This window comes from Streptomyces sp. NPDC050806, assembly GCF_055586425.1.
Window position 1 is genome coordinate 640,402 of record NZ_JBVJIF010000003.1, and the last position, 13,747, is coordinate 654,148.

Annotated in this window: 11 protein-coding genes; 2 read left to right on the forward strand and 9 right to left on the reverse strand. The window is 70.9% G+C overall.

Annotated features, from left to right (window positions below; translation table 11 throughout):
• Positions 1-2 precede the first annotated feature (2 nt).
• From ACZ6WH_RS12160 to ACZ6WH_RS12170, 3 genes are read right to left on the reverse strand one after another with little or no spacing between them, the layout of a single operon-like run.
• The gene (locus ACZ6WH_RS12160) at positions 3-836 is read right to left on the reverse strand and encodes an HAD family hydrolase (RefSeq protein WP_469727836.1); all 834 of its coding nucleotides are present in this window, start codon (positions 834-836) and stop codon (positions 3-5) included.
• A complete protein-coding gene (locus ACZ6WH_RS12165; protein WP_469727838.1) occupies positions 833-3,340 on the reverse strand; it encodes a phosphoribosyltransferase in 2,508 nt (835 codons plus the stop codon). The genes ACZ6WH_RS12160 and ACZ6WH_RS12165 overlap by 4 nt, the downstream gene beginning before the upstream one ends.
• Positions 3,337-4,521, reverse strand: coding sequence for an HpcH/HpaI aldolase/citrate lyase family protein (locus ACZ6WH_RS12170; protein ID WP_469727839.1), 1,185 nt, complete (start codon positions 4,519-4,521; stop codon positions 3,337-3,339). The genes ACZ6WH_RS12165 and ACZ6WH_RS12170 overlap by 4 nt, the downstream gene beginning before the upstream one ends.
• A gap of 227 nt (positions 4,522-4,748) precedes the next feature.
• On the opposite strand from ACZ6WH_RS12170, the gene ACZ6WH_RS12175 reads away from it, so the two are divergent.
• The gene (locus ACZ6WH_RS12175) at positions 4,749-5,819 is read left to right on the forward strand and encodes a TerD family protein (RefSeq protein WP_469727840.1); all 1,071 of its coding nucleotides are present in this window, start codon (positions 4,749-4,751) and stop codon (positions 5,817-5,819) included.
• Between the two features lie 57 nt (positions 5,820-5,876).
• On the opposite strand, the gene ACZ6WH_RS12180 is transcribed toward ACZ6WH_RS12175, so the two are convergent.
• The 6 genes from ACZ6WH_RS12180 to ACZ6WH_RS12205 all read right to left on the reverse strand — a co-directional run bounded on the left by ACZ6WH_RS12180 (position 5,877) and on the right by ACZ6WH_RS12205 (position 10,400).
• Positions 5,877-6,611: a TerD family protein gene (locus tag ACZ6WH_RS12180; RefSeq protein WP_432853774.1), complete on the reverse strand. Its 735-nt coding sequence runs from the start codon at positions 6,609-6,611 to the stop codon at positions 5,877-5,879.
• Positions 6,612-6,770: 159 nt separating this feature from the next.
• A complete protein-coding gene (locus tag ACZ6WH_RS12185; RefSeq protein ID WP_469727841.1) occupies positions 6,771-7,904 on the reverse strand; it encodes a DUF475 domain-containing protein in 1,134 nt (377 codons plus the stop codon).
• A 54-nt stretch (positions 7,905-7,958) separates the two neighbouring features.
• Positions 7,959-8,534: a TerD family protein gene (locus ACZ6WH_RS12190; RefSeq protein ID WP_469727842.1), complete on the reverse strand. Its 576-nt coding sequence runs from the start codon at positions 8,532-8,534 to the stop codon at positions 7,959-7,961.
• A gap of 101 nt (positions 8,535-8,635) precedes the next feature.
• Positions 8,636-9,211 carry a TerD family protein gene (locus tag ACZ6WH_RS12195; protein ID WP_361556862.1) on the reverse strand — a complete coding sequence of 192 codons (576 nt, stop codon included), beginning with the start codon at positions 9,209-9,211 and terminating at the stop codon, positions 8,636-8,638.
• Positions 9,212-9,339: 128 nt separating this feature from the next.
• Complete coding sequence (locus ACZ6WH_RS12200) at positions 9,340-9,798, reverse strand: peroxiredoxin (protein WP_361556865.1); 459 nt, start codon at positions 9,796-9,798, stop codon at positions 9,340-9,342.
• Positions 9,799-9,959: 161 nt separating this feature from the next.
• The gene (locus tag ACZ6WH_RS12205; protein WP_432853782.1) at positions 9,960-10,400 is read right to left on the reverse strand and encodes a DUF3052 domain-containing protein; all 441 of its coding nucleotides are present in this window, start codon (positions 10,398-10,400) and stop codon (positions 9,960-9,962) included.
• Positions 10,401-10,937: 537 nt separating this feature from the next.
• Between ACZ6WH_RS12205 and aceE the strand changes: the two genes are divergently transcribed.
• Positions 10,938-13,685, forward strand: a complete 2,748-nt coding sequence (aceE, locus tag ACZ6WH_RS12210; protein WP_469727844.1) for a pyruvate dehydrogenase (acetyl-transferring), homodimeric type — start codon at positions 10,938-10,940, stop codon at positions 13,683-13,685.
• Positions 13,686-13,747: the final 62 nt, after the last annotated feature.

The window sequence follows — 13,747 nt, forward strand, 5'->3', positions numbered from 1 at the left end:
TCTCAGCGGCCCCGGGCGTCCGCCACCTCGCCCAGGAACGCCCTGACGATCTCCTCCCCCGCCACCGCGCCGCGCTCTTCCAGCGCGGTGACGTGCGGCGCGGACCAGCCCGCATCGGCCAGTTCGCCGTGGCCGGGGCGCCAGCCGCGGTCGGCCGCGAGCAGCAGGTCGGCGTCCAGGAGGGAGTCGCCGGCCGCGACGACGCGGTCGGCTCCCGCGCGGCGGGCGGCCTCGCGGACCGCCGCGCTCTTGGTGAGCGGCTTCGGCACGGCGTAGACCTTCCGGCCCTGGAGGGAGACGGTCCAGCCGCGCCCCTCGGCCCAGCCGGCGAGGTCCTTCACCCAGGTCTCCGGCAGCCGTTCCCGGTCCACGACCAGGTACGCGAAGAGGTCCTCGGCGGTGCGCTCCTTCAGCAGCCAGGACGCGTCGGCGGTGCGCAGCAGGTGTGCCCGGACCTCGTCGAGCGGGGCGCACTCGGCGGCCAGCCGGGCCGCGACCGTGCGCTGCCAGTCCGGGTCGGACTCGCCGTCGACCAGGAGGTGGCCGCCGTTCGCGCACACCGCGAACCGGGGCGCGGGCCCCGGGAGATGGATGCGCCCGTACTGCTCGCGGGTGCGGGTGGTGGCCGGTACGAAACAGGCGCCGCGGGCGGCCGCCAGGGTGGCGAGCAGCGCGGCGGCGGTCTCGGTGAGGTACGACAGCGGCTTGTGGTCGTACACCTCGACGCAGAGCAGGCGGGGCGCCCGCGCGTCGGGCCCGGTCAGGCCGAGCGCCGCGGCCGAGTAGATGAGGGTGCGGTCGAGGTCGCTGGCGACCAGCACGGGAGAGCCGCTCACTTGGCCGCCACCGCCCGGCCGTCGGCGCCGGTCGCGCCGCGGGTGTAGCGCGGGTGGATCAGCCCGACGCAGCTGTACGGCAGGTCGTCGGTCTCCTCCACGGGCACGCCGCGCTGCGCGGCCAGCAGCCGGATGTGTTCCAGGTCCGCGCCCGCGCCCCGGCGCGCGAGGATCTTCCAGGGGACGCGGCGCAGCAGCACGCGGGTGGTCTCGCCGACGCCGGGCTTGACGAGGTTCACGTCGTGGATGCCGTACGTCTCGCTGATCCGCTCCACGGCGGCCCAGCCCGCCCAGGTGGGCGCGCGGTCGGCGGCGAGCAGCGCCGCGGCGTCGGCGCGGGCGTCCGCTGCGACCTCGTCGAAGCGGGCCGCGACGGTGTCGAGGAAGTGCTGGGAGACGTCCGTGTCCGCCAGCTCGCGGTAGAACTTCGCGCCGTGGAAGTCGTCCGGGCCCACCAGGTCGGCGCGGAGGACGGTGCGGGAGACCAGGCCGGAGACGGTGGAGTTCAGGCAGGCGGAGGGGATCAGGAAGTCGTCGCGGGTGCCGTAGGTGTCCACGCAGCCGCCGGGGTCGGCGAGGACCGCGATCCGCGGGTCGAATCCGGCGCCGCCGGGGAAGTCGCGGAGCGCCTGCGCCAGTTCGCGGGTGATCGCGCCCTTGCCGGTCCAGCCGTCGACGAAGACCACGTCGGCCGGGTCGTGGTGGGCGGCGAGCCAGCGCAGCGCGGCGGTGTCGATGCCGCGGCCGCGCACGATCGATATGGCGTAGTGCGGCAGGTCCAGGCCGTGCGCGTGCCGGGCCCAGCGGCGCATCAGGACGCCGACGGGGGTGCCGGCGCGGGCCAGGGAGACCAGCACCGGGCGGGGAGACCGCTCGGCGAGGACGGTCTCGGTGACCGCGCCGACGGCGCGGGCGATCCGGGCCGCCGAGGTCTCCAGCGCCGCGTGGAAGAGGGCCTGGTACTCCTCGCTGGGCTGGTACTCCACGGGCAGCGACTCGGCGTAGTGCGCGCCGCCGCGCTGGATGGCCTCCTCGCGCTCCTCGGTCGGTGCTTCGAGGGTGACGTCGGAGAAGTCCTGGAGCAGCCAGCCGACGTCGTCGGGGGCGTAGGAGGAGAAGGCGGGGCCGCGCAGGGGCGCCTGCATGTCGGTACGGACCTCCGTACGGGGACGGGGCACGTCCGGCGCCGCGGGCGACGGCGGTACGTACGAGGGGACGACGCCGAGCAGCACGCGGTCGGTGTGCGCGGCGAGGGCGGCCAAGAGACCACCGGGGGCGTGGAGTTCGGGGGTGTCACCGGCCGAGTCGACGAGGACGAGAACGGCGTCGAAGCGGCGGGCCGGGTCGGCGCCGGGCGCGACGTTGTAGGCGTAGCGCTCGCCGGGGCCGTCCACCGGGCGGTCGTGGGCCGGGAAGGCGAGCCGGGTGCGGATGGCGTAGCCGGGGTCGTCCACGGCGAGCACCGGGGAGCGGGTGGTGGTGGAGAAGCGGACCTCGGCGGGCAGCACCTCGTCCAGTGCGCCGGCCAGCCGCAGCGGCGCGTACATCAGCTCCTCGTTGCCGAGGACCAGAACACGGGCGTCCGTCCTGCGCCCGGTCTCCCCCAGCGCCGCGGCGATCCGGGCCGCCATGTCCGGCAGTGCGGCCTCCAGGCGGGCGCGGTGAGCAGGGGTGAAGCCGTGCCGTCCGCCGTCGGGGAGTCCCGCGGGCCAGGCCAGTTCGACGCGGGTGAGGTCGGCCGGTGCGGGGGCGGCCGGTTCGGGTGCGCCGGCCGGCTCGTAACGCGCCACGAGCTCCTGTCCGCGCTCCAGTACCCCGTCCGGCAGCGCCACCGTGCCCGCCGTCAGGGCGACGAGGTCGACCCGCGTCCCCAGGTCGGCGGCGAACTTCTCCAGACGGGCGCGGTCCGCCGCCGACCGCATGTCGGTCAGCGCGACGATCACGTACCGCGGGCGGGGGAAGCGGGCGTGCAGGGCCTCGATGGTGTTGAGGACCGTGCGTCCGGTGGAGAACTCGTCGTCGACCAGGACCAGCGGGCCGTCGCCGGTGAGCAGGCCGGTGTCCTCGGGCAGCAGGAGGTGCGAGGTGGCGTGGCTGTGCTCCTCCTCGAAGCCGCCGGCCTGCGCGACACCGGGCACGGGGCGCCGGGTGGAGTGCACGTAGGGGGCGAGCGCCAGGCCGTCGGCGACGCTGTGCCCGAGGCCGGTGGCGGTCTCGGCGTAGCCCAGGACCACCGCCCGGGCCGCCGCCTCGTCACCGAGCAGGGCCCGTACCCGGCGGCCCAGGCCGTGCCCGGCGTCGTGCACCACCGACGGGCGCTGCGGCACGTGCTTGCCGAGCACCTGCGACACCAGCAGGTGGGCCCGCTTGGGGTTGCGCCGCAGCGCGAGCCCCACCAGGCCGGGCAGCTCGGCCGCACCGTTCAGTTCGACCCCGAGCCGCCGCGCGACCCACTCGCCGGTCCACACCACCGTGTTGTTCTCCTTCGCCTTCTTCTGTGTCATGCGTCCGTCCTGGACAGCCCCGCCGCCAGCAGTTCCACGAAGCTGACGCCCTCGCGCGCGACCCCGAAGACCTCGGCGCGCAGCAGCGTGCGCTCCGCCCAGGCGCGGTGCGGCTTCACCTCGTTCATCTTGTTCGTGTACGAGGAGCGCAGGACGCCGCCGCCGTCGCGCTCGGGGCGCAGGATGTCGGCCGCGTCGCTGAACTCCTCGTGGCTCACCACCGACAGCGCGTGCACCGGGGCCACGTGCGAGGGGTGGATGCAGGTCTTGCCCTGGAGGCCGTTGGCCCGGTCCAGCTCGATCTCGCGGAGCAGGCCGTCCATGGCGTGCTCGATGAGGGAGGTGCGCAGCTCCTCGGCGCGCCCGAGGAAGGGGCTCTGCCGCAGCTGGGGCTTGAACATCCGCTCGTGCAGCCGGAAGTACTCCCAGACCGGTCCGGTGACGGTGAAGCCGGTGCCGTCGGCGCGGCCGAGGACGTTGACGACGTCGGCGATGACGGAGGCGACGATCCGTACGTCGTACGCGGTCATGTCCGGCGCGCGGCGCAGGCCGTAGGCGGAGCAGAAGTCCGTGACGCCGAGCCGCAGCGCGAGGACGCGGTCCCGGTAGGCGTCCACGGTGCGGGCGATGCCCTGCAGGGTCTCCGTCCGGCTCTCCAGGTGGAGCAGCTCGGGGGACTCCAGGACCGGCATCGCGAACAGCCGCCGTCCGCAGGACGCTTCGGCGGCGGTGAGGGCCTCCAGGAAGGGGACGCCGCGCAGCGCGGTGAACTTCGGCAGCACGAATCCGGTGAGCAGCCGGACGGCAGGGCCGAGCCGCCGCACCAGGTCGGGTATCTGGTCGGGGGTGCGGACGCGGATGAAGAGCAGGGGCAGCGGGGTGCCGGGGTGACAAGATCCGGTTTCGGCCAGCTCGGCGAACTGCCGTACGAGGTTGTCCTCGCCGGCCGCCACGTCGCCGTCGCCGATGGAGTCCTCCAGGCACAGCACCATCGACACCACGCCGCGCTTCGCCTGCTTGATCACGTCGGCTGCCAGCCGCTGCCTGGTCGCGGGCGAGTAGAGGGTGGCGCCGAGGGCGACGGCGAGCAGCCGCTGCGGGGAGTCGGCGGTGAACTCCGCCGGTTCCTGGTGGAACAGCGTGGCGCGTACGTCGGGTGGCAGGTGTCCGAAATGACGCATACAACTCCCCGGGTGCGGGCGGGATTCGGCCACCCCTGTGGTTCTTTCCTCGGTGTCCGGTGTCCGGATCCGGCCGGTAATCGTACGTGTGGGCCCCTGCGGAAAGTTCCCGCGCGGGTGAAAATCACGTGTCATGTGCCCGGCAAACGGGTGCGCGACGCCGCCGTTCCCCGCGCCGGCGTGCCCCCGCGTTGTCCGTCACCCCGCTCAGCAGGCAGGATGACGCCATGACGCACGCCATGCAGAAGGGGTCGAACGTACCCCTCGACGCCACTGCCGTACGGGCCGTCCTCCGCTGGACACCGGGCACGGGAGTGCCCGATGTGGACGCCTCGGCGCTGTTGCTGGGCCCCGAGGGGCGCGTGCGCGCGGACGCGGACTTCGTGTTCTACAACCAGCCCCGGCACCCCAGCGGCCTGGTGCGTCACCTCCCCAAGAAGCAGCTGGCCGACGCGCTGACCGACACCATCGAGGCGGACCTCGCCGCGCTGGACCCGTCGGTGGACCGGGTGGTGCTGGGCGCGTCCTCGGACGGCGCCCCCTTCGGGCGGGTGACGGACCTGCGGCTGGAGCTCTACGACGCGGCACGGGGAGACGGCGGGCCACTGGCGGTGTTCGAGGTGGAGCCGGAGACCGGCGAGGAGACCGCGCTGATCTGCGGCGAGCTGTACCGGCGCGCGGACGCCTGGAAGTTCCGGGCGCTGGGCCAGGGCTACGACAGCGGACTGATCGGGCTGGCGACGGAGTTCGGCATCTCGGTGGACGACGGCGAGGACGCCGGGGACGGGGCCGTACGGCCGCGCGAGGGGGCGACGGCCGCGCCGGGGTCGGAGGACGCGACCCGCGCGGTGCCCGGGCCGCCCTCCGCCGGCTCCGAGGACGTCACACAGGCCGTGCCGGAGCCGGTGCCGTTCCCCGAACCGGCCGCCGGGACCGCCGGGCCCACCGGGGCCGCCGCGGCGGCCTTCGCGCCGCCGCAGTCCACCGGCGCTCCGGCGGGCGGCTACGGCTATCCGGAGAACGTGCCCCCGCCGCCTCCGATGCCGCCCGGCCCGCCCGGCCCGCCCGCGTACGGCTATCCGGGACCGCCGCCCGAGGCGCCCCCGGGTCCCGCGTACGGCTACCCGGGCCCGGTGCAGGGCGGGGCCCGGCCCGCGTACGGCTATCCGCAGCCGCAGACCGCGGCCGACGGCTACGGCTACCCGCCGCCCGCGCCCGGCCCGCAGCCCACCGGGCCGGTGCCGGAGAGCGCGCCGCTGGTGCTGCCGCCGCAGGGACCGCAGTTCCAGCGCCGCTGAGCAAGCGCCGCTGAGCCGTTCCCGGGGACGGGCGCACGCACCGCGGGCGCCCGTCCCTCACACCTTGCTCTTGTACCCGCGGCCCCACTGCAGGCCCCAGCCGTACAGCCGGTCCAGCTCGGCCTGGAAGCCGTAGACGTACCGCACCTCGCGGCGCACGGTCAGCTCGCCCTTGACGTTCTCCAGCATGAAGACCGCGCAGGAGCGGGCCTGTGGCGCCCGCTCGTCGAGGCCGATCTCCACGCGCGGCCCGCTGCTCGGGTAGAGCGTGAGGATGGCATGGGTGCGGTCGAAGGCGGGGGTGCCGTCGTAGATGTAGACGAAGATCAGCAGGCGCTTGAACTCGTCCTGGTGGTCGAGGTTGATGTAGAGCGTCTCGCCGGACCCCGAGCCGAACCGGTCGTCGCCGCTGAGCTGGATGTACGGCGGGGCGTTGAGGTCGCCGAGGAAGTTCCCCAGCGGCTGCACGACGCCCTTGGTGCCGTCCTTGAGCTCGTACATGCACGCCAGGTCGAGGTCGATCTTGACGACCGCGGGGCCCTGCGCCTGCACCACCTCGGGCTTGAAGATCTGGCCCGGGTGCCGCCAGAGACTCTTCTTGCGGCCGCCGAACTCCGCGAAGTCGGTGGTGCGCATCTGCCAGGAGAGGTTGACCCGGAGATTGCCGCTGGCCGCGCCCTGTTTGGTCAGGGAGACCACGGGGTCGCGTTTGGTCAGTTTGACGACGTACGACGCTCCGCCGTTGTCGAACTGCGGCGTACCGCCGCGTCGCCAGTTCCCCAAGAACGACACTTCGCCCCACCCCTCGCTTACGGGTCACTCACCGCCAACTGCCGCGGGGCGGCCCCGAGGAGCCAGTGGGGCCGGAGGCGATGCCCCCGGTCCCGGCTCTCGTGGCCGCCCCGCAGAGAAGCGTTCCTCATTCGGACGCCGGTCACACGCGGTCGCGTGTCACACTCCCGAGCTGACCTCGGATTTTGACGCCGATCCCGCGCCCGGCTTGCCCTCTTGGCGATTCTTGCGCACCGAGGACCAGAAGGACAGCGCGATCAGGGCTACGCCGATCCCGCCCGTGATGACCTCGTTGATCTCGAACTTGATGGTGGCGAGCAGGATCACGGCCAGGGCGCCGATCGCGTAGTGCGCGCCGTGCTCCAGGTACACGTAGTCGTCCAGGGTGCCCCTGCGGACGAGGAAGACGGTCAGCGACCGGATGTACATGGCGCCGATGCCCAGACCCAGCGCCATCTCGAAGATGTCGTTGGTGATGGCGAACGCGCCGATGACCCCGTCGAAGGAGAAGGACGCGTCGATGACCTCCAGGTAGAGGAACATGAAGAACGCGGCCTTGCCCGCCAGGCCGACGGCCGAGCCGTTGCCGTTCTTCTTCGCCGGCGCGCGCTCCTCCTCGGCTTCCGCGTCCTCGTCGGCCTCCTCCAGCTTGTCCTCGAAGTAGCCGGAGATGCCGCCGACGAGGAGGTACGTGAGCAGACCCGCGACACCGGAGAGCAGGACGGTGGCGCTCTTGTCACCACCGCCGTGCGCCACGTCGGTGGCCACGGTCATGGCCGAGACGAGCAGGACGACCAGCGCGATGATGATCGACAGCGTGTCGAGCTTGCCCAGCTTGGCCAGCGGCTTCTCCAGCCAGGCCAGCCACTTGTACTCGCGCTCCTCGAAGATGAAGTCGAGGAAGATCATGAGCAGGAACATGCCGCCGAAGGCCGCGATGGCCGGGTGGGCGGCGGTGACGAGGTGTTCGTACTGCGCCTTGTCGTTGATCGCCAGGTCGACGGCCTCGATGGGACCGAGCTTGGCCGTGATGGCCACGATGACGACCGGGAAGACGAGGCGCATGCCGAAGACGGCGATCAGGATGCCGATGGTCAGGAAGATCTTCTGCCAGAAGGCATTCATCTTCCGCAGGATGCCGGCGTTGATGACCGCGTTGTCGAACGAGAGCGAGATCTCCAGGATCGAGAGGATCCCGACGACCGCGAGCCCCTGCCACCCCCAGAGGACACCGGCCAACGCCAGGCCCGCCGCCGTTACGGCGAATGACCAGCCAAAGGTTTTCAGGAGCACTTCCTACCCATTCCCTCGTTGTGTGGGGTCCCCCGCGCACGGGTGGACGGCGCTTTACGAAACGTTGACCCCGAAGTCTAGAGCGATGCCCCGCAAGCCCGACGCGTACCCCTGTCCGACGGCCCTGAACTTCCACTCACCGCCGTACCGGTAAACCTCGCCGAAGATCATCGCGGTCTCCGTCGAGGCGTCCTCGCTGAGGTCGTAGCGGGCCAGTTCGCTGCCGTCGGCCTGGTTCACCACGCGGATGAAGGCGTTGCTGACCTGCCCGAAGCTCTGACTGCGGGCATCGGCGTCGTGGATCGAGACCGGAAAGACGATCTTGTCGACCTGCGCCGGGACCGTGCTGAGATCCACGAGAATCGATTCGTCGTCGCCGTCGCCCTCACCGGTGAGGTTGTCGCCCGTGTGCTCGACGGAACCCTCCGGGCTCTTGAGGTTGTTGTAGAAGACGAAGTACTCGTCCCCGAGCACCCGGCCGCTGCTGCACAGCAGGGCGCTGGCGTCCAGGTCGAACGGCGCGCCCGTCGTGGAGCGCGCGTCCCAGCCGAGGCCGACCATGACCTGCGTGAGATCGGGTGCGGCCTTCGAGAGGGAGACGTTGCCCCCCTTGGCGAGTGTGACGCCCATGTTCTTCGCTTCCTCCCCGGTGTCGGTTCAGTGGTCCCAAGCGCGCCCGGCGCCGCACTCCCCTGGGGGGCGTACGGCGCCGGGCGGAGGTACGTCCTCGGTCAGACGTTCACGCCGAAGTCCTGCGCGATGCCGCGCAGGCCCGAGGCGTAGCCCTGGCCGATGGCGCGGAACTTCCACTCCGCGCCGTTGCGGTACAGCTCGCCGAAGACCATGGCGGTCTCCGTCGAGGCGTCCTCGCTGAGGTCGTAGCGCGCCAGCTCGTTGCCGTCGGCCTGGTTCACCACGCGGATGAAGGCGTTGCGGACCTGGCCGAAGCTCTGCTGGCGGGTCTCGGCGTCGTAGATCGACACCGGGAACACGATCTTGGCGACGTCGGCCGGCACGGCGGCCAGATTCACCTTGATCTGCTCGTCGTCGCCTTCGCCCTCACCGGTGATGTTGTCGCCGGTGTGCTCGACCGACCCCTCCGGGCTCTTCAGGTTGTTGAAGAACACGAAGTTCTGGTCGTTGCCGACCTTGCCCTGGTCATTGGTCAGCAGGGCGCTGGCGTCCAGGTCGAAGTCGGTACCGGTGGTGGTACGCGCGTCCCAGCCCAGACCGACGATCACCGCGGTCAGATTGGGGGCTTCCTTCGTCAGCGAGACGTTGCCGCCCTTGCTGAGGCTGACTCCCACGAGTCCTCCCATAGATTCGAGGGGTACACAATCGCCCCCGTCGTGCATGGCATCAGAACAACGATTTGATCCTAGTGACCGGTTCCCACCGATTACCCGATGTTGCGGCGGCGGGCGCCGGGTGTTGCTCAGAGGGCCTTGAGCGCCTTGACGTACTCCTCCAGGTCACGGGCGTCCGGCAGCCCGTTGACGACCGTCCAGCGGACCACGCCCTCCTTGTCGATGATGAAGGTGCCGCGCACCGCGCAGCCCTTCTCCTCGTCGAAGACGCCGTAGGCGCGGGAGGCCTCGCCGTGCGGCCAGAAGTCCGAGAGCAGCGGGTACTCCAGGCCCTCCTGCTCGGCGAAGACGCGCAGCGAGAAGGGCGAGTCATTCGAAACGGCGAGCAGCTGCACGTCGTCGTTGACAAACTGGGGCAGCTCGTCACGCAGGGCGCACAGCTCGCCGGTGCACACGCCGGTGAAAGCGAAGGGGTAGAAGAGCAGCACGACGTTCTTCTCGCCGCGGAAGTCGGAGAGCTTGACGGTCTCCCCGTGCTGGTTCTTCAGCTCGATCTCCGGAGCCTTCGCGCCGACCTCGATCGCCATGGGTTCTGTTTCCCTTCGCAGATGCTGAACAGATACCCGTCAACCCTACGACGCGCCCCTCGGGCCGCTACGGGTCGAGCCCCCTCCCGGCAGCCCTTCCCCGGGCACAAGAGGCGGGGGAAGGGGCCGGAAGGGGGCTCGGGACGTGCCGGCGTGACGGCTCAGCGCTTGCCGGACTTGGCGGCCTTCGGCGTCACCAGCCGGCTGCCGCTCCAGTCCTTGCCCGCGTTGATGCTCTTCGTCTGAGACAGACCCGCAGTCTGCGCGGCCTCATTGATGTCGCTCGGCTCGACGTAGCCGTCGCGCCCGGTCTTCGGCGTCAGCAGCCATACGGCGCCGCCGTCCTCGATCAGACCAATGGCGTCGACCAGCGCGTCCGTGAGGTCGCCGTCGTCTTCCCGGAACCACAGAAGGACGACGTCGGCGACGTCGTCGTAGTCCTCGTCGACGATCTCCTGGCCGGTCACGGCCTCGATGCCTTCACGGAGCTCCTGCTCGACGTCATCGTCGTAGCCGATCTCCTGGACCACCTGATCGGGCTCGAACCCCAGCTTGGCCGCCGGGTTGGTCCGCTCCTCCGCGTGGTCCGCGGTCGCGCTCACGGGTTGCCTCCTGTCATGTCTTGTGGATATGCCATATCCCCTCGCGCGTGCGCGGGGCATTGGGCGTAGTCCACACGGGCGGGGCGAATCGCGCAAGTACCCGGCCCTCCGGACCGCCGAAACGGTGACGGATACGGCCGTCTCGCCGCAACTGCGACCCCTTCTACCCCGTGCTGCGGTGATTCACGCCACAGCGTCGCACCGGCTCCGTGGGGTACTCGCGCGCGACCGGCCCGGGCTGCGGGGCCGCGGCGACGACGGGCCGATGTTCGATATCCGTACGGCCGACCGCCGCAGGTGTGTGACATGGGCGTATGGTTGCGATTTGGTCTCCCCGGAGCGCACCCGCCGGCCGCGTCTCCCAGGGGGCGGTTACCAGCAGGTAGAGATGACGTATCCGCGTGCCTCGGTACACGATGGAAGACGGCGCGACACCAGCAGAGACAGAAATCTGACCTCGGGCTCGACATCCGTGTGCCTCATGTACGCATCACGAATGGTCAGAGCACGACACGACCAGAACAGCGAAGGAACAGCGTGGCTTCCGGATCCGATCGCAACCCGATCATCATTGGCGGCCTTCCCAGCCAGGTCCCGGACTTCGATCCTGAAGAGACCCAGGAATGGCTCGACTCGCTCGACGCAGCCGTCGATGAGCGAGGCCGGGAACGTGCCCGCTACCTCATGCTCCGCCTCATCGAGCGGGCCCGCGAGAAGCGCGTGGCCGTGCCCGAGATGCGCAGCACGGACTACGTCAACACCATCGCCACCAAGGACGAGCCGTTCTTCCCCGGCAACGAGGAGATCGAGCGCAAGGTCCTGAACGCGACCCGGTGGAACGCGGCCGTCATGGTCTCGCGCGCCCAGCGCCCCGGTATCGGCGTCGGCGGCCACATCGCCACCTTCGCCTCCTCGGCCTCCCTGTACGACGTGGGCTTCAACCACTTCTTCCGGGGCAAGGACGACGGCCGCGGCGGCGACCAGATCTTCTTCCAGGGCCACGCCTCCCCCGGCGTCTACGCCCGCGCCTACCTCCTGGACCGGCTCTCCTCGGACCAGCTGGACGCCTTCCGCCAGGAGAAGTCCAAGGCCCCGCACGGCCTGTCCAGCTACCCGCACCCGCGGCTGATGCCGGACTTCTGGGAGTTCCCGACCGTCTCGATGGGCCTCGGCCCGCTCGGCGCGATCTACCAGGCCCGGATGAACCGCTACATGGAGGCACGCGGCATCGCCGACACCTCCGACAGCCACGTGTGGGCGTTCCTCGGCGACGGCGAGATGGACGAGCCGGAGTCGCTCGGCCAGCTGTCCATCGCCGCGCGCGAGGGCCTGGACAACCTCACCTTCGTCGTCAACTGCAACCTGCAGCGCCTGGACGGCCCGGTCCGCGGCAACGGCAAGATCATGCAGGAGCTGGAGTCGCAGTTCCGCGGCGCCGGCTGGAACGTGATCAAGCTGGTCTGGGACCGCTCCTGGGACCCGCTGCTGGCCCAGGACCGCGACGGTGTGCTGGTCAACAAGCTGAACACCACGCCGGACGGCCAGTTCCAGACGTACGCCACCGAGACCGGCGCGTACATCCGCGACCACTTCTTCGGCAGCGACCACCGGCTGCGCGCCATGGTCGAGAACATGACCGACGACCAGGTGCTGCACCTGGGCCGCGGCGGTCACGACCACAAGAAGATCTACGCGGCGTACGCGGCGGCCAAGGCCCACAAGGGCCAGCCGACGGTGATCCTCGCGCAGACCGTCAAGGGCTGGACGCTCGGCCCGAACTTCGAGGGCCGCAACGCGACCCACCAGATGAAGAAGCTGACGGTCGACGACCTGAAGATGTTCCGAGACCGGCTGCGCCTGCCGATCCCGGACAAGGACCTGGAGAACGGCAACCCGCCGTACTACCACCCGGGCCGGGACTCCGAAGAGATCCAGTACATGCACGACCGCCGCAAGGAGTGCGGCGGCTACGTGCCCACCCGTGTCGTGCGCGCCAAGCCGCTGGAGCTGCCGGGCGACAAGGCGTACGCGACCGCCAAGAAGGGGTCGGGCCAGCAGAAGATCGCCACGACCATGGCGTTCGTCCGCGTCCTGAAGGACCTGATGCGGGACAAGGAGATCGGCAAGCGCTTCGTGCCGATCGCCCCGGACGAGTACCGCACCTTCGGCATGGACGCGTTCTTCCCGACCTCGAAGATCTACAACCCGCTGGGCCAGATCTACGAGTCGGTCGACCGCGAGCTGCTGCTGGCGTACAAGGAGTCGCCGACCGGCCAGATGCTGCACGACGGCATCACGGAGGCCGGCTGCACGGCCTCGCTGATCGCGGCGGGCTCGGCCTACGCCACGCACGGCGAGCCGCTGATCCCGGTCTACGTCTTCTACTCGATGTTCGGTTTCCAGCGGACCGGCGACCAGTTCTGGCAGATGGCCGACCAGCTGGCGCGCGGTTTCGTCCTGGGTGCGACCGCGGGCCGTACGACGCTGACCGGTGAGGGCCTGCAGCACGCCGACGGCCACTCCCAGCTGCTGGCCTCGACCAACCCGGCGTGCGTCGCGTACGACCCGGCGTTCGGCTTCGAGATCGCGCACATCGTCCGGGACGGCCTGCGCCGGATGTACGGCGAGACCGCCGACGGGCAGCCGGGCGAGGACGTCTTCTACTACCTCACCGTCTACAACGAGCCGATCCAGCACCCGGCCGAGCCGGAGGACGTGGACGTCGAGGGCATCCTCAAGGGCATCCACAAGGTCCGGCCGGCCACGGCGGGCTCCATCCCGGCGCAGATCATGGCGTCCGGCGTGGCCGTGCCGTGGGCGATCGAGGCGCAGAAGATCCTCGCCGAGGAGTGGAACGTCAAGGCGGACGTCTGGTCGGCGACCTCCTGGAACGAGCTGCGCCGCGAGGCCGTGGACGTGGAGGAGCACAACCTCCTGCACCCGGAGGAGGAGCAGCGCGTCCCGTACGTGACGCGGAAGCTCTCCGACTCCGAGGGGCCGTTCGTGGCCGTCTCCGACTGGATGCGTTCGGTTCCGGACCAGATCGCGCGCTGGGTGCCGGGCACGTACCAGTCGCTGGGTGCGGACGGCTTCGGCTTCGCCGACACCCGTGGCGCGGCGCGCCGCTTCTTCCACATCGACGCGCAGTCGATCGTCCTCGGCGTGCTCACCGAGCTCGCCAAGGAGGGGAAGGTCGACCGCTCGGCGCTGAAGCAGGCCATCGACCGGTACCAGCTGCTGGACGTCACGGCGGCGGAGGCCGGCGAGGCGGGCGGCGACGCGTAACCGCTCGCGGTGGTTCTTCCGGGCGAGGGCCCGGGCAGCAGCACGCTGCCCGGGCCCTCGCC

Bases quoted from the DNA above. Each gene is read 5' to 3' on its own strand.
- ACZ6WH_RS12190 (WP_469727842.1), bottom strand. From the start codon at position 8,534: ATGGGCGTCACACTCGCCAAGGGGGGCAACGTCTCCCTCTCGAAGGCC.
- ACZ6WH_RS12200 (WP_361556865.1), bottom strand. From the start codon at position 9,798: ATGGCGATCGAGGTCGGCGCGAAGGCTCCGGAGATCGAGCTGAAGAAC.
- ACZ6WH_RS12175 (WP_469727840.1), top strand. From the start codon at position 4,749: ATGACGCACGCCATGCAGAAGGGGTCGAACGTACCCCTCGACGCCACT.
- ACZ6WH_RS12165 (WP_469727838.1), bottom strand. From the start codon at position 3,340: ATGACACAGAAGAAGGCGAAGGAGAACAACACGGTGGTGTGGACCGGC.
- ACZ6WH_RS12170 (WP_469727839.1), bottom strand. From the start codon at position 4,521: ATGCGTCATTTCGGACACCTGCCACCCGACGTACGCGCCACGCTGTTC.